The sequence below is a fragment of the Pseudomonas sp. R28(2017) genome (genome assembly GCF_002112505.1).
In the GTDB taxonomy this organism is placed as follows: domain Bacteria; phylum Pseudomonadota; class Gammaproteobacteria; order Pseudomonadales; family Pseudomonadaceae; genus Aquipseudomonas.
This window is the reverse complement of record NZ_NEHW01000022.1, coordinates 1-17,645: the sequence shown is the minus strand read 5'-3', so window position 1 is coordinate 17,645 and position 17,645 is coordinate 1. Positions and strand designations below refer to the sequence as shown.

Below are 17,645 nucleotides of genomic sequence, written 5' to 3'. Positions count from 1 at the left end.
TCATGCAGCACTCAGGTGCTCATACAGGATGGTCGCCCCCACCAGCATCAGCACGATGCCCCCCATGATCTCGGCGCGCTTGCCCACCACCGAGCCCAACGCCCGCCCGAGCATGGTGCCGATGGTCACCATGGTCATGGTCGCCAGGCCGATCGCTGCTGCCGCTACCCAGATGTTCACATCGACGAACGCCAGGCCGATGCCCACTGCCAGGGCGTCGATGCTGGTGGCCACGGCGGTCACCGCCAGGATCCAGAACGAGTGCTGGCTCTGCTTCTCTTCCTCTTCGTCATCCGGCTTCAGCCCGGCATGCACCATGTGCGCGCCGAGCAGCAGCAACAGGGTAAAGGCGATCCAGTGGTCCCACTGTTCGACGTACTGGCTGGCTGCCTGGCCCAGCAGCCAGCCGATGACCGGGGTGATGGCTTCGATGACACCGAAGATCAGGCCTGTGCGCAGTGCTTCGGCCAAGCGTGGCTTGTGCAGGCTCGACCCTTTGCCGATGGCGGCCGCGAAGGCATCGGTGGACATGGCGAAGGCGAGAAAGACGAGGGAAATGGGATTCAACGATCGGACTCCAGCCGGGCAACGAGTCAACGACAGACGACCTGCAGGCCCGGCTTGGCTGCAGGAAGGTCGTTGGTCTCGCCAATCCGGGTGGATGCGCTGGCCATGGCAGGTTGCCAAATATGTTGACCAGAGCGCCTTCGCAGGGCGCGAAGGCAGGCTACTCCCCAATGAGTGGCGCGATGATACCAGCGCCAGGTGAAAAAAGCGTGAAGGGTTTTGCCCGGCGCAACCGGGTCTAGACTGTACAGACCAGATGACATGGCATGAACCGGGGGGCTGCCACACGTGGAGGTGTGCGATGAGCCAGTTCAAGCGTCTGTTCGTCATGCTCGGCCCGCAAATGCGCCATACTCCGGCGCTGCAGCGCGCGGCGGCGCTGGCCGAGTCCAGTGGTGCCCTGCTGGATATCAATGTATTCGTCGACGATGTCGACACCTTCGGCCTGATGAGCGACGGCCGCGAGCGCGAGCGACTGCTTGGTGACAACCGTCAGTGGCTGGCCGACCAGGCCGAGCAACTGGGCAACGCCGGGCTCGATGTGTCCACCGAACTGCTGCTGACCCGCGACCCGCTGGGCAGTGCGCTCGAGCGGATCGAACAGCTGGGGTGCGACCTGTTGATCAAGGACGTGCAGCACGAACCGGTGCTCAAGCGCCTGCTGGTCACGCCGCTGGACTGGCAGTTGCTCAAGGAAAGCCCGGTGGCCGTGCACCTGGTCAGCGACATCCGCCTGCCACTGCCCCGGCAGATTGCGGCGGCGGTCGACCTCAACTGCCATGGTGCGGGCGAACACCTGGACGACCAGGTGATCCACAGCGCCCATGCCCTGGCCCTGCAATGCGATGCCGAACTGCACCTGCTGCATGTATGTGATGCGGCCAAGACCCATATCGCCGACTTTGGTGCCGGCACCGTCACCATGCCGGGGTTCGATGCCAGCGTGCGCACAGCGCAGCGGGCGGCATTCAACCGGCTGGGCGACCACCACCAGATTCCGCTGGAGCGGCGGCATTTTGTCGAGGGTGCGGCGATCCGCGCAATTGCCCAGTTCGTCAGCCACAGCCGGGTCGATGTGATCGTGATGGGCAGCCATCGGCATGATGCGATGCAGACGTTCCTGGGCGGCACCACCGCGCATGTGCTGGAGCATCCGCTGTGCAATGTGCTGGCGATCAAGGCCGCTCACTGAGCATTGCCTGAACAGGCCGTTTCGAGGGCAAGCCCGCTCCCACAGGTATACCAACAGCTTGAAGCGCTGCGGGCCCCCTGTGGGAGCGGGCTTGCCCGCGAAGAGGCCGGCACAGACAACCACATGGTATCTGGCACACCAGTGCCACTTAAAAAGAATGCATTTGATAATGATTCGTAGTAGTTTCTCGACGCTTCCAACACTTTCCTTCAGCGCCCTACTTCAGGATCGTACCGTCGATGCGTCGCACGTTCGTTTCGCTTTGTGTGCTTCAAGCTCTCTCCCCGTTGGCCTTTGCCGAGCCCGAACCACTCGGTGACAGCGCCCAGATCGAACTCCAGGCCCTGAACATCACCAGCAGCGCCGACAGCGAGCGCGCCGATGGCCCGGTGGAGGGCTACAAGGCCAGCCGCTCGGCCAGTGCCACACGCACCGACACCGCCCTGCACGAAACCCCGCAATCGATCAGCGTAGTGCCCAAGGATGTGCTCGAAGATACCGGCGCCACCCGCCTGCAGGATGGCCTGGACTATGCCGGTGGTGTCGGCCGCGCCAACAATTTCGGCGGCCAGGGCCTGACCACCTTCACCGTACGCGGCTTCACCACTGGCGAGTTCTACCGCAACGGCTTCCCGATCAACCGCGGCTACCCCAACGCCCCCGACGCCAACACCGTCGAGCGCCTGGAAGTGATCCGCGGCCCGGCCACCAGCCTGTACGGCCGTGGTGACCCAGGCGGTACCTTCAACGTGGTCAGCAAGCAGCCGCTGAGCGAGCCCAAGGTCACCCTCGGCAGCCAGTTCGACGACCAGGGCATGCACCGCGCCACCCTCGACGCCACTGGCCCGCTGAACAGCGACGGCTCGCTGGCCTACCGCCTGAACGTGCTGGGTGAAGGCGGCGAGAGCTTCCGCGACGACGTCGAGAGCGAGCGCTATGACGTCGCACCGGTGATCAGCTGGCAGGTCAACGATGCCACCAGGGTCATCTTCGAAGGCGACTTCATGCGCAACAACCACCCGCTCGATCGCGGCCTGACCCGCCTGCCCGGCCAGCTCGGCACGGCTTCGCGCGACACCAACATCTGGGAAAAAGGCAGCGACAACCTGCTGCACAACGACAACAACATGGCCCAGTTGCGCTTCGAGCACCTGCTCAACGACAACTGGACCTTGGGCGGCGGCATGCAATGGCTGGACGGCTCGCTCAAGGGCAACGCCGTGGAAGCCAACGGCCTGCAGGCCGATGGCCGCACGCTGGGGCGCAACTTCAACTACCGCAAGCTGGAATGGACCGACCGCGACTACCAGCTCAACCTCACCGGCCACTTCGACACCGGCGGCTTCGCCCACACCCTGCTCACCGGCATCGAGTACGAAGACTACGACTACAACTCGATCATCCAGCGTTCGGCCGCAGGCGCCAATGCCTACCCGATCGACATTTTCGACCCGGTACTGGGCCAGCCGCGCCCTGCCCTGACCCGCACCACCACCCATGACAAGGAAAACCTCAAGACCTGGGCAGCCTTCATCCAGGACCAGGTGGCCCTGACCGAGCGCCTGAAAGCGCTCGCCGGGGTGCGTTTCGAGCGCTTCGAGCATGACTACGACAACAAGCTCAACAATGCCGGTGACTTCAACAAGGGCGAGAATGGCGTCACCCCGCGCCTGGGCCTGATCTACGACCTGACCGATACCGTTGCCGTCTACGCCAACACCGCACGCTCGTTCAAGCCCAACAGCGGCGCGAGCCTGCAAGGCACGGGCTTCGACCCGGAAAAGGGCAAATCATACGAGCTGGGCGTGAAGTGGGAGGCGCTGGACCGCCAGTTGAGCCTGGACGCGGCGATCTACCACATCGTCAAGGAAAACGTGCTGACCCGCGACCCCAACGACCCGAGCGGCACCTACAGCGTGGCGGCCGGCGAAGTGCGCAGCCGCGGCCTGGACATCAACGTTGCGGGCAACCTGACGCCGGAATGGCGAATGATCGGCGGCTACGCCTATGTCGACGCCGAGGTGACCAAGGACAACAGCATCCCCACCGGCACCCGCCTGGCGAACATCCCGCGCAACAGCTTCAGCCTGCTCAACACCTATGAGTTCCAGGACGGGCTGGCCAAGGGGCTGGGCCTGGGGGTTGGCGTGAAGTATGTGGATGACCGCGCCGGGCAGACGGCGGCCACTACCTACACCATGGAGCGCTACAGCGTGGTCGACCTGCTGAGCTTCTACAAGGTCAACGAGCACGTGCGCTTGAACCTGGACGTGAAGAACGTGTTCAACAAGGGGTATGACGAGGGGGCGTTCAATACCTACGTCTACCCGGGTGCGCCGCGCACGGTGCAGGCCGGGGTTTCCTACACCTTCTGAAATGCTGGGGCCGCATTGCGGCCCCCTGCATCAAAAGCCCTTGCTGTAGAACAGCGAGTACGATTCGATGCCATCGTTCGGCTGCTTGATGCCGGCATTGGAGTAGTGAATCGCACGGATCCCCACTTTCTGCTCGCCCGGCAACTTCAGGCCGAAGCCGATACGGTCTTCGAAGTTGACCGACGAACCCAGGCGCTGGTCGCCCACGTCGGTCTTGGAGAAGGCCGCCAGGCCGATGCCGGCTTCCACATAAGGCGTGTAGGTGAAACCACTGAATTCGTAGGTGAACACCGGGCTGAACGACAGCGAATGGGCGCCGCTGGCATCGCCGCCTTCCCAGTAGGTGTAGGCCGCATCCCAATAACCCGTTACATACCCGATGTCACTTTGCAGCCACTTCTGGTCCCAGTCGAACGACATGCCTAGGCGGTAGGTCATGTCGCCCTGGCTGGTGGCCCCCACGGCAGCGGAAACCTGCGCGGCCTGGGCCAGAGGGGTGCCGGCGAGGGCCAATAGGGCGGCGGCCAGCGTGCTGGCGAGACGGGTTTTCATCAATGACTTCTCCTGATGGTCAACGCGGGCTGTGGGGGCTTGGGCCCCTCGATTTTTGCGGTGACCGGTGCATCCAACCGGTCACACGAGGTAATACTTTTCTGATTATTGTCCAGATAATCAGAAAGTTGAAAGTGAATTGCCAGCATTGCTTGAATTTACCTACGCTAACGAACCGCCTCAGTCGTATTCGGCCTCCTCATGCTCGCCCAACAGCCGCCGCTGCCGGGGTGTGGCCTCTTCCAGCACCTGAGGGTTGAACTGCCAGTTCAGGTAGGGGGAGAACTTCTGCGCCACCATGCGCCGGCCATAGTGCACCTGCAGCATGTCACGCTCGCGGGTATTGCTGCAGTTGGCGCCGCCGCTGTGCCAGACATCGCTGCGAAACACCAGCGCGTCACCCGCCTTGCACAGTACCGGCTGGGCCTCACGCCCCTGCCAATGCTGTTCACCGGGTTGTGGTGCGCGCGCCGCACGGTGGCTGCCGGGCACGATCCAGGTGGGGCCGATGGGGTGGTCGATGTCGCTGAGGTACACCTGCGCGGTGAGAATCTGCATGGGCTGGACGAAGTCACCGCGTTCACGCAACCAGTCCGGCAACGCCATGGGCAAGTGATCCAGATGCAAGTCCATGCCGGGGTAGCCAGGGTGGCTGCGCCAGGCAGTCTGGCCTATGACGTGGCAGTCCTGGCCAAGCGCCGCCTCGGCGAGCGCGATCACTGGCGGCAGATCGAGAAACGGCAACCACAGCGGGTTGCGATTGAAGACACACTTGTAATGCTCCAGCAGCCCCTGATAGTCCCAATGAAGCGGCTGCAGGTCATCGATGGCGCAGCGCAGCAAGGCGATGCGCAGGGGTTCGAGCACACCGGGGAGCAACACATAGCCCCGCTCGTCTAGCTGTTGCAACTGAACGTCGAGGCTCATGGTGCGGTGCTCCTCGATGTGAGGAGTACAGACGTACTCCTCTGTTGTTTTACCACTCAGCGCCAGTTCAGGTTTGCCGTCGCGGGTGCCTTGCCATTGACGGTCACCTGCTGCTGGACCGTGGTGCCGCCTGCCTGGCCAATGACTTTGTACTGGCCTGGCGGCAGCTGCACATAGACCAATGGGCCGGCATCCTGAAGGCTCAACAGCGACTTGCCCTGAGCATTCTGGATATCCACCGAAGCGCCACTTTCGAACTGGCCGCCCGGCCCGGTCGAAAGCTCGACGTGCAGGTCATAGCCTTTGGTGTGGCGCAGGGCATTGGCTTCGTCCTGGCCGATGCCGCCTTCCAGGTAGCGGATGCCGTTCTGTTCCTGGGGCTGCAACTGCACGGCCTGCATGTCGATCGGGGCATTCAGGTCAGCCGCAGCGGCCAGGGTCCAGGGAAATGCCAGCGCAAGCAGCAAGGTTGCGCCGAGGGCATAGTGATGATTACGCATGGTTCGCCCCTCCGTATGGGGATGGCTTACCTATTATCTGACGCTGCGCAGCGGCTGGCGTTCGCGCAGACACGTGGTCAGGCGGCGCGGCGCTCTTCGAGCAGTTTCACGAACATGCTCAGGCTGCGCGAAACCGTGCCGCGACGCCATACCAGCCAGGTCTTGAGGTAGCGGAACTGCTCCTGCATCGGCCAGGCACAGACCGTGCTGCAGCCGGGCATGTTGTCGAGCATGCTGCGCGGCAGCATGGCCAGCCCGGCACCGGCGCTGACACAGGCAAGCATGCCGTGGTACGACTCCATTTCGTGGATCTTGCCGGGCACCGCCTGATCCTGGACGAACCAGTTCTCGAAGTGGTGGCGGTACGAGCAGTTGGCGCGGAAGGCATAGATGCTCGCGCCGTTGACGTCCTGGGCACGGGTCACCGGGGCGTGGTTGAGCGGCGAGATGATCACCATCTCCTCTTCGAACACTGGCATGCCTTCGAGCGTGGGGTGCAGCACCGGGCCGTCGACGAAGGCCGCCACCAGGCGCCCCGACAGCACCCCTTCGAGCATGGTCCCGGAAGGCCCGGTGGACAGGTCGAGGTCGACTTTGGGGTAGCGCTGGTTGTAGGCGGCCAGCAGGGCCGGGATTCGCACCGCCGCCGTGCTCTCCAGCGAGCCCAGGGCGAAGGTGCCCTGCGGGTCCTCGCCGGCCACGGTCAGCCGCGCCTCGTGCACCAGGTCGAGGATGCGCCGGGTGTACTCGAGGAAGTTCCAGCCGGCCGGCGACAGGCGCAGGCGGCTTTTTTCGCGGATGAACAACTCGACGCCAAGGTCTTCCTCCAGCTGCTTGATACGGGTGGTCAGGTTCGACGGCACCCGATGGATATGCTGGGCGGCGGCGCTGATGCTGCCCTGCTCGGCCACGGCCTTGAAGATCTCCAGTTGCACCAGGTCCACAGTCATTCTCCAAACGTGAATGTTTCGCTCATTATTATTCAGTTTTCATTAAAGCCATAGCCCACTAGTCTGGCGTCACTGATTAACAACAACGAGAGTGTCCCGCCATGAGTGCGATCAGCAGCCTGACCCACGCCATCTCCGTCGACCCCTTCAGCGGCGAGCAGATTGGCGCCTACCCCTTCGACACCGACGCCGCACTGGAAGCGGCGCTGCAACGCGCCAAGGCCGGCTACGGCCAGTGGCGCCAAGTGTCGCTGGGTCAGCGCAGCGAGTACCTGCTCGCCCTGGCCAGCACCCTCGAAGCCAAGGCCGAAGCCTTCGCGCAGATGATCAGCCGCGAAATCGGCAAGCCGATCGCCCAGGCCCGTGGTGAAGTCGCCAAGTGCGTCGGCCTGTGCCGCTGGTATGCCGAGCACGGCCCGGCCATGCTGGCTGCAGAGCCGACCCAGGTCGAGAAAGCCCGCATCGAGTACCGCCCGCTGGGCCCGATCCTCGCCGTGATGCCGTGGAACTTCCCGGTCTGGCAGGTGCTGCGCGGCGCGGTGCCGGCGATCCTGGCGGGCAACACCTATGTACTGAAGCACGCGCCGAACGTGATGGGCAGCGCCTACCTGCTGGGTGAGCTGTTCAAGGACGCCGGCCTGCCTGAAGGCGTGTTCGAGGTGCTGAACGTCACCCCAGAGGGTGTCACCCGCGCCATCAACGACGTGCGCATCGCCGCCGTGACCCTGACCGGCAGCGTGCGTGCCGGCATGGCCATCGGTGCCCAGGCGGGTGCGGCGCTGAAGAAATGCGTACTGGAACTGGGCGGTTCCGACCCGTTCATCGTGCTGGCCGATGCCGACCTGGATGCTGCGGTGCAGGCCGCCGTCATTGGCCGCTACCAGAACACCGGCCAGGTCTGCGCCGCCGCCAAGCGCCTGATCATCGAAGCCAGCGTCGTCGAGGCGTTCACTCAAAAGTTCGTCGAAGCCACGCGCAAACTGAAGGTCGGCAACCCGCTGGAAGACGACACCTACATCGGCCCGATGGCCCGTTACGACCTGCGTGACGAGCTGGATGGCCAGGTCCAGGCGACGCTGGCCGAAGGCGCCACCCTGCTGCTGGGCGGCAACAAGGTCGAAGGTGTGGGCAACTTCTACGCACCGACTGTGTTCGCCAACGTCACACCGGACATGACTGCCTTCAAGCAGGAGCTGTTCGGGCCGGTGGCGGCGATCATCACGGCCCGGGATGCCGACCATGCAGTGGAACTGGCCAACGACAGCGAGTTCGGCCTGGCGTCGACCATCTACACCGCCGACTATGCGCTGGCCGAGCGCATGACCGCCGCGCTGGACACTGGTGGCGTGTTCATCAACGGCTACTGCGCTTCCGACCCCCGCGTGGCGTTTGGTGGCGTGAAGAAGAGCGGTTTCGGGCGTGAGCTGTCGCACTTTGGTGTGCGCGAGTTCACCAATGCCCAGACTGTGTGGCTGGATCGTAACTGATTCGATGCCCTGGGGCCGCTATGCGGCCCCAAGCTCTCAATCCCGGACCTGGTCCTTGACCCAGTCCAGCATCCCCCCCGGCACGATCAGTTCATACCGCGCCCGCGAACAGGCGGTATACAGCCCTGCCAGCAGCCGCGCCCGCTCGTTGCGATTGCCCGTCGTGGTCGGCGCTACCATCAACTCCGGCGATACCATGACCCGGGCGAACTCCATGTTCTTCACATCCCGCACCCGCCCAAGGAACAGCTTCGGCGCCTTGTCCCAGCGGTAACGGCTCTTGGCCTTGGCAAAATGCTCCGGGGTGTAGCCTTTGCGCAGCATGCCGGCCACGGCGACAAAGGCCTTGTCGTCACCCTTGTCCTGCTCCAGCGCCTGCCAGTTGGGATAGCGGAACAGCATCGGGTGACGGGCCCGGGTGCCGTAGCGGTACAGCTCGATGCAATCCTCGACAAACAGCTCGAAGTCCTTGCGCGCGCTTTGCAGCAGCACGAACGGCACCCCTTGGTGGGTCAGGCGCTGGAACCAGCCGAACAGGCCCCATTCATCATCGACGATCAACGCGGTCGGTTGCTCGGGCACCGTCACCGTGTCGAAGAAGCTCACCCGCGTGTAATGCTCGGCACTGCCACTGAAGGCTGCCTGGATGGCGGCCGGGTGCGCCTGGATCAACGGGTTGAGCACGCCGTCCATGGCCGGGCCGGCGCGCAACGAATGGTCGATGTAGCGCTGGCGGATGAAGTTGCCGTGGTGCGGGCTGAGGCCATTGAGGTTCTGCAGCTCGTCGCCCAGGGCGATGACCGACTGCGGGCTGCGGTCGAGCACTGCGAGCATCGGCGCGGACAACTCATGGGCTTCATCGACGATGACGTGGCTGTAGCGGCTGTCGATCACCTCGGCGGTCAACGACAACAGTTTGACCCGGTGGTAATCGCGTACCGGCAGCTGGATGTCCCGCGCCGAGGGGCGGATCAATTCCTGCCAGTACAGGCGGGCCTTTTCCAGCAGCACTTCCTGGTCCAGCGGTGAGGTGCCCGGCCCGGCCCAGGGCAGGTGATGCAGCTGCAACTGGCTGTCACCGCTGCGGCAGAAGCTGCGCACGGCCTTGATGCACAGGGCCACCACATCGCGCGCGGCAAGCGGGCCGATGTCGGGGATGTTCAACCAGCGCACCACCTGGGCCTCCTGCGGGCGCCAGGACAGCTTGGTGCGGTACGGGTCGCGCAGCCGCCAGCCATTGCTGGTGAGGTCCCGGTTGAGGATTTCGTCGGCCAGCTGGCCGAAGGTCAGCGCAGTGTAGGCCTGGGCATCCTTCACCCGCGCCTGCAATGCCCGCAGCTGGCCTTCGGTGAGGGCCAGCAACAAGGTGCGCTGAGGGTCGAGCAGGCGCGCGAACTGGTGAATGAGGAAGGTCTTGCCGGTGCCGGCGAACCCCTGCACGGCAACCGATTCGTCGACGCCGCTCAGGAACTCGCGCAGCAGGCGGTTCTGTTGGTCGCTGAGCAACAGGTCGCTGGCCAGCGACGGCAGGTACACCGGGTGCAGCGGCGTCACGCGCTGGCGGTAGGTGTCGGCGAACTGGAAATTCCACTGGCCTTCGGCGTCCTGGAACTCGTCGGCCTGGTATTCGGTTTCGACCGACACCAGGGCGACGCCATTCTCACCCAGCATGCCCAGCCCCATGGCGAACGCTTCGCGGTCGAAATGCTGCGCGACCTGCCCCTGGAAGCGGCCCGGGGCGGCGCCTTCGACCTCATTGGCGATGCGCACGATCTCGGCGAAGCGGCGCTCCTGCGCGTCCGCCGAGGCGCTGGCCGGCTGGCGCGGCAGGTTCTGCACGAACAGCACGGCGGCCGCCTCCAGCAGGCTGGCGGTCGGGAAGAAGTCGGTGGCGGTGGGCGCGCTGGCCAGGCGGTCGGCCTGGTCGCTGGGCAAAGGCAGGTAGAGCATCGGGACCTCGGGTGGAAACTGCCGGGCACGATAGCAATTTTCCAAAGGGAATGCTGGTTAGTCTGTTCTGGCCTCTTCGCGGGCGAGCCCGCTCCCACAGGTATGTCACTGCCCTGAAGCCTGGTGTTATCGCTGTGGGAGCGGGCTCGCCCGCGAAGAGGCCGGAGCGGACAACAAAAAAATCAGCCCCTGCCCCGCTTGAGCGTCTCGCTCGGAAACTCCTTGAACAATTGCCGGTAACTCTCTGAAAACCTTCCCAAATGCCAGAACGACCAGCGCATCGCCACTTCAGCCACGGTCACCTCGCCGCCGCGCAACAGATCGCGCCGTGCGCCGTTTAGCCGACGCAAGCGCAACCAGTGCGCCGGCGGCATCCCGGTGAAGGCCTTGAACGCCTGCTGCAACTGGCGCAGCGACACACCGGCCACTTCGGCCAACTCCACCAGATTGAGGGTTTCTTCCGGGCAATCTGCGGCCCATTCGCTGACCCGTTGCATGATCGCCCGTTCCTCGCCACGCCGCCCCAGCGCCCCGCCTTGCAGGCGCTGGCAGGCGTTGTCGAGGATGAACAGGCAATCCTCCAGCAACTGCTCGGCCAGTGCCTGCCCTTGCAGCGGGCAATCCGCCTGGCCAAGGCGGGTCAAGGTGGCGCTCAGCCAGCTGCCGAACAACGCATTCTGCCCGCTGCCCAGCGGCACCATGAACAAGCCTTCGAGCCGTTGCGGGTCCAGACCGTGGCGGGCCAGAAAGGCCTGGTCGAATACCACGGCCACTTCCTGGTAGTTCTCTGGTGTGATCCAGATGTTGCGGCTCTGCTCGTTGAGCAGGTACAGGCTGTTTTCGCTCTGGTCGAAACAAAACGCCAGCGAACCGCTCGGCGCACGGAAGAACTGCTCGACCCGGGTGTTCAGGCGCTCTTCGTACACCTCCACGCCATCGAGCCCCAGGCAGCGCAGCTGGCCGCTGAAATGCCCGGGCGACATCTGCCGGTATTGTTGCTGCCAGCCGGGTGTGGCGCGCACCTGTTCGGTGACATCCGTGGTGTGGAAAGCCTGGACCTGCAAGGCATTGGGCGTTGTCACGCTTTGTCCTATTTGCACTCTTTTGGTGCATTCATTGCCGAAGAAAGTGGATAGATGGCTTTGCGGGCCTGCGCCCAAGATAGTCTCCAGCGTGTCACCTGGGAAGCGTAACCCATTGAAAACCACCCAACGGCTTTCGCGGGCCAGCCCGCTCCCACAAAAAAACCCAACCAAGAGGTCTGTATGAACGCCCCCTTCGATCAGCTGTCCACCTGGCTGAAAGAACACCGCATCACTGAAGTCGAATGCGTGATCAGCGACCTGACCGGCATCGCCCGCGGCAAGATCGCACCGACCGCCAAGTTCCTTCACGAGCGCGGCATGCGCCTGCCCGAAAGCGTGCTGCTGCAGACCGTCACCGGCGATTATGTCGATGACGAGATCTACTACAGCCTGCTCGATGCGGCCGATATCGACATGGTCTGCCGCCCCGACCCGACGGCGGTGTACCAGATCCCGTGGGCCATCGAACCCACCGCCATCGTCATCCACGACACCTTCGACAAGCAGGGCAACCCGATCGAGCTGTCGCCGCGCAACGTGCTGAAGAAGGTGCTCAAGCTGTATGCCGACAAGGGCTGGCAGCCGATTGTCGCGCCGGAGATGGAGTTCTACCTGACCCAGCGCTGCGAAGACCCGGACTTGCCCCTGCAGGTACCGCTGGGCCGTTCGGGCCGCGCCGAAAGCGGGCGCCAGTCGTTCTCGATCGACGCCGCCAACGAATTCGACCCACTGTTCGAAGACGTCTACGACTGGTGTGAACTGCAGGGCCTTGACCTGGACACGCTGATCCACGAAGACGGCCCGGCGCAGATGGAGATCAACTTCCGCCACGGCGATGCGCTGGACTTGGCCGACCAGATCACCGTGTTCAAGCGCACCATGCGTGAAGCCGCGCTCAAGCACAACGTCACCGCCACGTTCATGGCCAAGCCGATCACCGATGAGCCCGGCAGCGCCATGCACCTGCACCAGAGCGTGGTCGACATCGCCACCGGCAAGCCGGTGTTCGCCAACGACGATGGCAGCATGAGCGAGCTGTTCCTGCACCACATCGGTGGCCTGCAGAAGTACATCCCCAAGCTGCTGCCGATGTTCGCGCCGAACGTCAACTCGTTCCGCCGCTTCCTGCCGGACACCTCGGCACCGGTCAACGTCGAGTGGGGCGAGGAAAACCGCACCGCCGGCTTGCGCGTGCCGACCTCCAGCCCGGATGCCATGCGGGTGGAGAACCGCCTGCCGGGTGCCGATGCCAACCCTTACCTGGCGATCGCCGCCAGCCTGTTGTGCGGTTACCTGGGTATGGTCGAGAAGATCGAGCCGAGCGCGCCGGTACAGGGCCGTGCCTATGAGCGGCGCAACCTGCGGCTGCCGATCACCATCGAGGATGCGCTGCAGCACATGGAAGACTGCGAGACCGTGCAGCAGTACCTGGGCAAGCAGTTCGTCCAGGGCTACGTGGCGGTCAAGCGCGCCGAGCACGAGAACTTCAAGCGCGTGATCAGTTCCTGGGAGCGCGAGTTCCTGCTGCTGAGCGTGTGATTCCCCGGGGGCGCCAGGCGCCCCCCCTTGCACCGAACTCAAAGAACAAGACCAACGAGGTGTCGACATGCGTCATCTGCAAGCCCTGATCCCCGCCACATTCGCCCTGCTGTTCGGCGCCGCCGCCCAGGCCACGCCCAGCGTCAGCGTGTACAACTGGACCGACTACATCGGTGACACGACCCTGGCCGACTTCCAGGCCAGCCGCGGGATCAAGGTCGTCTATGACGTATTCGACTCCAACGAAACCCTGGAAGGCAAGCTGCTCGCCGGCCGCACCGGCTACGACGTGGTGGTGCCGTCCAACCACTTCCTGGCCCGCCAGGCCCAGGCCGGTGCGTTCCTGCCACTGGACCGCAGCAAGCTGCCGAACTGGCAGCACCTGGACCCGAAGCTGCTCAAGCAACTCGAGCAGAACGACCCAGGCAACCAATATGCGGTGCCGTACCTGTGGGGCACCAACGGCATCGGCTACAACGTCGAAAAGGTCAAGGCCGCGTTGGGCGTCGACCATATCGACTCCTGGGCGACGCTGTTCGAGCCGGAAAACCTGAAAAAGCTCAAGCAATGCGGTGTGGCCTTCATGGACTCGCCTGACGAGCTGTTCCCGGCGGTGCTCAACTACCTGGGCCTGGACCCGCGCAGCGAAAAGCCGGGCGACTATGCCAAGGCCGAAGCGCGCCTGCTCGAACTGCGCCCGTACATCACCTACTTCCACTCCTCCAAGTACGTCTCGGACCTGGCCAACGGTGATATCTGCGTGGCCTTCGGCTATTCCGGCGACGTGTTCCAGGCGGCCAACCGGGCCGTGGAAGCGAAGAACGGGGTGAAGATCGCCTACAGCATTCCCAAGGAAGGCAGCAACCTGTGGTTCGACCTGCTGGCGATCCCCAAGGACGCCAACAACCCCGAACAGGCCCTGGCCTTCATCAACTACCTGCTCGACCCGAAGGTGATCGCCAAGGTCAGTGCCACGGTCGGCTACGCCAACGCCAACCCTGATGCCCAGGCCTACATGGACAAGGCGCTGGTCGACAACCCCGAGATCTACCCACCCCAGGCCGTGCTGGACAAGTTGTACATTTCGAGCACCCCGAGCCCGAAGATCATGCGCGTCATGACCCGCTCCTGGAGCAAGATCAAGTCCAACCGCTGAACCGAGAACGCGCCATGCCTTTCGATACCCAACATACCGCGTCGTACTACGCCGCCACGGCGCGCAACGCGGCGCCCTACCCCTGCCTCGACGGCGAACTGACAGCTGACGTGTGCGTGGTCGGCGGTGGCCTGACCGGGGTCAACACCGCCCTGGAACTGGCCGAACGCGGCCTCAGCGTGGTGCTGCTGGAAGGCCGGCGCATCGGCTGGGGCGCCAGCGGGCGCAACGGCGGCCAGCTGATTCGCGGCATCGGCCATGATGTCAGCGGCTTTGCCCGCTACGTCGGCCAGGACGGCGTGCGCTACCTGCAGCAGGCCGGCATCGAGTCGGTGGCCCTGGTGGCTCGCCGCATCGAACAATATGCGATCGCCTGCGACCTGCGCTGGGGCTTCTGCGAACTGGCCAACACCCCGGCGCAGTTCGCCGCTTTCAAGGCGGAACAGGAAGACCTGGCCAGCCTTGGCTACCGCCACGAAACCCGCCTGGTCGGGCCCCAGGGCATGCACGAGATCGTCGCCAGCGACCAGTACGCCGGCGGCCTGGTGGACATGGGCTCGGGCCATCTGCACCCGCTCGACCTGGTCCAGGGCGAGGCGCGCGTGGCCCACGGCCTGGGTGTGCGCATTTTCGAGCAGAGCCCGGTGCTGCGCATCGAACACGGCCGCACCGTGACCCTGCACACGGCACGCGGCAAGGTACGGGCGCAGAGCCTGGTGCTGGGCTGCAATGCCCACCTCGACGAACTGGAGCCGCGCCTGAGCGGCAAGGTGCTGCCTGCCGGCAGTTACGTGGTGGCCACCGAACCGCTGCCGGAAGCACTCGCCAGCACGCTGATCCCGCAGAACATGGCCCTGTGTGACCAGAAGGTCGGCCTGGACTACTACCGCCTCACGGCCGACCGCCGCCTGCTGTTCGGCGGCGCCTGCCACTACTCCGGGCGCGACCCCAAGGACATCGCCGCCTACATGCGGCCGAAGGTGCTCAAGGTGTTCCCGCAACTGGCCGATGTGCGCATCGACTACCAGTGGGGCGGCATGATCGGCATCACCGCCAACCGCTTCCCGCAGGTGGGGCGGCTGAGCCAGCACCCTAACGTGTTCTATGCCCAGGGCTATTCAGGGCACGGGTTGAACGTGACCCACTGGACGGCGAAGTTGCTGGCCGAAGGCATCGCGCAGGGGCAGAGCCAGGGGCTGGATGTGTTCAGCGCAGTACCCCACCTGACGTTCCCGGGTGGCAAGGCGCTGCGTTCGCCGCTGCTGGCACTGGGGATGTTGTGGTACCGGTTGCGCGAGGCGCTGGGCTAGGCACACGCTGGATGGACCTGTCGCGAGAATGCGACGCTCGCGACGGGCCATCAAAACAACCAACTTGAAAATAATACGATAAATTATTGATTTAAATAGAAATCTCTTAAAAAGCTCTATATCACATAGAACACCTAAAGAATTGCTTGTAACCCTTTGATTGCAATCACATTTAGCAATTTCAGAGCTGGACCGGCCGGACGCGTTTCCCCCTGCTCCCATTTGCGCACCGTGGAAGCGCTCGTATGCAGATGCAGCGCAAACACCGGCTGGCTGAAATTCAGTGCCTCGCGAAGTTGGCGAATGTCCAGGGCGCTGAAATCCCGCACCGGGGCAGGACAGAGCACTTCGAAATCCCGAAGCGTAACCTTGCCGACGGCCCCGGCCTCATGAAGAACGGCCAGATCCTCACGCAACGATTCAACAATTTTGCTGCTCACAGCAAACCTCCATCAATACACCTGATTGCAATGCCCGACTGAGGGCTATGGGGCATAGCTCAAGGAAAACCTTGCCGGCGAAGCTCAGTGCCTTTTGTTCTTCCGGCGTGATATTGGCCTTGTCGCTCTTGGCGAAACCGTGGAGGAACACATAACGTTTGCCGATACGAGCAGAGAGCACTGTCCGGTACCCGCCTCGCTTGCCCACACCGTGCCCTGCAATTCGCTTTTTGAACAGCTCACCACCAAGGCTGGCATCTACCAGCCCCCTGCGCATCTCATTCACCGCCTGGCACAACATCGCATCCGAAAGATTCTGCGCGGCCTGCCAGCGCGCAAAATCCCTGCGCTTGAGAACTACCATGAGCGGCCTCCAAACCATACCCGTTACGGGTATAGTTTTTCAAGGGTCGCCACGGCTGCATAGATAGCGTCTTCCGCACACGCCGTAGGAAATGTCAGCACCATAACCGGGTACGGATGGCGTTGGCCGTCAGTGGTCACCTCATGACCAAACCTCGATCAGGGGGGCAATTGCAGGCGGCTTTTCGCCCGACCACTGGCCAACCGCCAAGCACCTGCTAGCGTTGTTCTGGCCGACCCCTCATGGATGCCTGAACATCATGAAATCATTGCCCCGCGTTACCCTGTTGTGCGCCGCTTTGCTGGCTGTGGCTGCCTGCTCCAGCAACCGCGTGGACCCCAAGGATTATTCCGGCTTCCTCAAGGACTACAGCCGCCTGCAAGAAGCGAAAAGCCCATCCGGCGCATCGGTGATGCGCTGGATCGACCCCAAGGTCAACATCAACCAGTATTCGCAGGTCTTCATCGAGCCCAGCCAGTTCTACCCCAAGCCGCAAGCGACGGCAGTCATCTCCCAGCAGACGCTGAGTGAAATCACCCGCTACTTCAACGATGCCCTGCGCCGTGAGCTGGGCAGCGTGCTGCCCCTGGCCAAGGCGCCCGGCCCAGGCACCCTCGTGGTACGCCCGGCAATCACCGCGGTGTCTACCAGCAATGAAAGCCTCAAGCCTTATGAATTCATCCCGATCGCGCTGATTTCGGCAGGCGTCAACACCGCCATGGGTGGCCGTGACCAGGAAGTGGATGTGGGTGTCGAGGCGGCCTTCCTTGATGGCGGCAACCAGAAGGTACTGGCCCAGGTGGTGCGCAAGGGCACGGGCAAGGAACTGGAGAACGACAAGACCAAGCTGACCCTGAACGATGTCAAGCCGGTGCTCGACGGCTGGGCCAAGGACATGCGTGCCAGCTTCATTACCCTGAAGAACAAGAGCAAGTAACGTTAAGGCACCCTGTGTACACCACAGATTTTGCAGCGCCTATGCGACCGAGCGCCGCCCGCGCGGCGCATCGCGAGCTGCGCTCGCTCCTACGTTTGTTTCGGGCCAATTATTCCTACGGGATTTGCGCGCGAACGCCTTCGCGCATGCCGCGATATCGTGTCGTACCAACAAGGCGGTCGCGCGCGCCTGTCACAGGCGTTACTGGCCCGAAACAAACGTAGGAGCCAACTGTCTTTCGCTTCCACCCGACCAACGCACATATCAGGGTGGGCAGGCGCTAAGTCTGCCTTCCCGATACACCTTCAAACTGG

Annotated in this window: 16 protein-coding genes and 1 riboswitch; of the genes, 7 read left to right on the top strand and 9 right to left on the bottom strand. The window is 63.6% G+C overall.

Annotated elements, in window-relative coordinates; translation table 11 throughout:
- On the bottom strand, nt 1-567 hold the full coding sequence (gene mntP / locus CAF78_RS26120) for a manganese efflux pump MntP (RefSeq protein ID WP_085679509.1): 567 nt from the start codon (nt 565-567) through the stop codon (nt 1-3).
- A gap of 10 nt (nt 568-577) precedes the next feature.
- A riboswitch (yybP-ykoY riboswitch) is annotated at nt 578-748 on the bottom strand.
- 120 nt (nt 749-868) lie between these two features.
- Here mntP and CAF78_RS26115 point away from each other — a divergent pair.
- Both CAF78_RS26115 and CAF78_RS26110 read left to right on the top strand, forming a co-directional pair.
- On the top strand, nt 869-1,759 hold the full coding sequence (locus tag CAF78_RS26115) for a universal stress protein (protein ID WP_085679506.1): 891 nt from the start codon (nt 869-871) through the stop codon (nt 1,757-1,759).
- Between the two features lie 239 nt (nt 1,760-1,998).
- Entirely contained in the window at nt 1,999-4,134 is a 2,136-nt protein-coding gene (locus CAF78_RS26110; RefSeq protein ID WP_085679503.1) for a TonB-dependent siderophore receptor, read from the top strand.
- 30 nt (nt 4,135-4,164) lie between these two features.
- Here the strand turns inward: CAF78_RS26110 and CAF78_RS26105 are convergent, their stop codons facing one another.
- From CAF78_RS26105 to CAF78_RS26090, 4 genes are all read right to left on the bottom strand, one after another.
- Nucleotides 4,165-4,686 (bottom strand): acyloxyacyl hydrolase, encoded by a 522-nt coding sequence (locus tag CAF78_RS26105; RefSeq protein WP_085679500.1) that lies wholly within the window; start codon nt 4,684-4,686, stop codon nt 4,165-4,167.
- Between the two features lie 180 nt (nt 4,687-4,866).
- On the bottom strand, nt 4,867-5,613 hold the full coding sequence (locus CAF78_RS26100) for a phytanoyl-CoA dioxygenase family protein (RefSeq protein WP_085679497.1): 747 nt from the start codon (nt 5,611-5,613) through the stop codon (nt 4,867-4,869).
- A 56-nt stretch (nt 5,614-5,669) separates the two neighbouring features.
- A complete protein-coding gene (locus CAF78_RS26095; RefSeq protein ID WP_085679494.1) occupies nt 5,670-6,113 on the bottom strand; it encodes a hypothetical protein in 444 nt (147 codons plus the stop codon).
- Between the two features lie 77 nt (nt 6,114-6,190).
- Nucleotides 6,191-7,057, bottom strand: coding sequence for a LysR family transcriptional regulator (locus CAF78_RS26090; RefSeq protein ID WP_085679542.1), 867 nt, complete (start codon nt 7,055-7,057; stop codon nt 6,191-6,193).
- 107 nt (nt 7,058-7,164) lie between these two features.
- Between CAF78_RS26090 and CAF78_RS26085 the strand changes: the two genes are divergently transcribed.
- The gene (locus CAF78_RS26085; RefSeq protein ID WP_085679491.1) at nt 7,165-8,550 is read left to right on the top strand and encodes an aldehyde dehydrogenase family protein; all 1,386 of its coding nucleotides are present in this window, start codon (nt 7,165-7,167) and stop codon (nt 8,548-8,550) included.
- A 36-nt stretch (nt 8,551-8,586) separates the two neighbouring features.
- Here CAF78_RS26085 and CAF78_RS26080 read toward each other — a convergent pair whose 3' ends face one another.
- Together CAF78_RS26080 and CAF78_RS26075 are read right to left on the bottom strand one after the other, a co-directional pair.
- The gene (locus tag CAF78_RS26080) at nt 8,587-10,500 is read right to left on the bottom strand and encodes an AAA family ATPase (protein WP_085679488.1); all 1,914 of its coding nucleotides are present in this window, start codon (nt 10,498-10,500) and stop codon (nt 8,587-8,589) included.
- 182 nt (nt 10,501-10,682) lie between these two features.
- On the bottom strand, nt 10,683-11,582 hold the full coding sequence (locus CAF78_RS26075) for a helix-turn-helix domain-containing protein (protein WP_085679485.1): 900 nt from the start codon (nt 11,580-11,582) through the stop codon (nt 10,683-10,685).
- Between the two features lie 183 nt (nt 11,583-11,765).
- Between CAF78_RS26075 and CAF78_RS26070 the strand changes: the two genes are divergently transcribed.
- The 3 genes from CAF78_RS26070 (at nt 11,766) to CAF78_RS26060 (ending at nt 15,590) form a co-directional block, all read left to right on the top strand.
- Nucleotides 11,766-13,124, top strand: coding sequence for a glutamine synthetase family protein (locus CAF78_RS26070; protein WP_085679482.1), 1,359 nt, complete (start codon nt 11,766-11,768; stop codon nt 13,122-13,124).
- A gap of 67 nt (nt 13,125-13,191) precedes the next feature.
- Nucleotides 13,192-14,280 carry a polyamine ABC transporter substrate-binding protein gene (locus tag CAF78_RS26065; protein ID WP_085679479.1) on the top strand — a complete coding sequence of 363 codons (1,089 nt, stop codon included), beginning with the start codon at nt 13,192-13,194 and terminating at the stop codon, nt 14,278-14,280.
- Between the two features lie 14 nt (nt 14,281-14,294).
- Nucleotides 14,295-15,590: an FAD-binding oxidoreductase gene (locus CAF78_RS26060; protein WP_085679476.1), complete on the top strand. Its 1,296-nt coding sequence runs from the start codon at nt 14,295-14,297 to the stop codon at nt 15,588-15,590.
- Between the two features lie 134 nt (nt 15,591-15,724).
- On the opposite strand, the gene CAF78_RS26055 is transcribed toward CAF78_RS26060, so the two are convergent.
- Both CAF78_RS26055 and CAF78_RS26050 read right to left on the bottom strand, forming a co-directional pair.
- The gene (locus CAF78_RS26055) at nt 15,725-16,030 is read right to left on the bottom strand and encodes a DNA-binding transcriptional regulator (RefSeq protein ID WP_085679473.1); all 306 of its coding nucleotides are present in this window, start codon (nt 16,028-16,030) and stop codon (nt 15,725-15,727) included.
- Nucleotides 16,011-16,394: a type II toxin-antitoxin system RelE/ParE family toxin gene (locus CAF78_RS26050; RefSeq protein WP_085679470.1), complete on the bottom strand. Its 384-nt coding sequence runs from the start codon at nt 16,392-16,394 to the stop codon at nt 16,011-16,013. The genes CAF78_RS26055 and CAF78_RS26050 overlap by 20 nt, the downstream gene beginning before the upstream one ends.
- Before the next feature lie 259 nt (nt 16,395-16,653).
- Between CAF78_RS26050 and CAF78_RS26045 the strand changes: the two genes are divergently transcribed.
- Entirely contained in the window at nt 16,654-17,331 is a 678-nt protein-coding gene (locus CAF78_RS26045; RefSeq protein ID WP_085679467.1) for a DUF3313 domain-containing protein, read from the top strand.
- Nucleotides 17,332-17,645 lie beyond the last annotated feature (314 nt).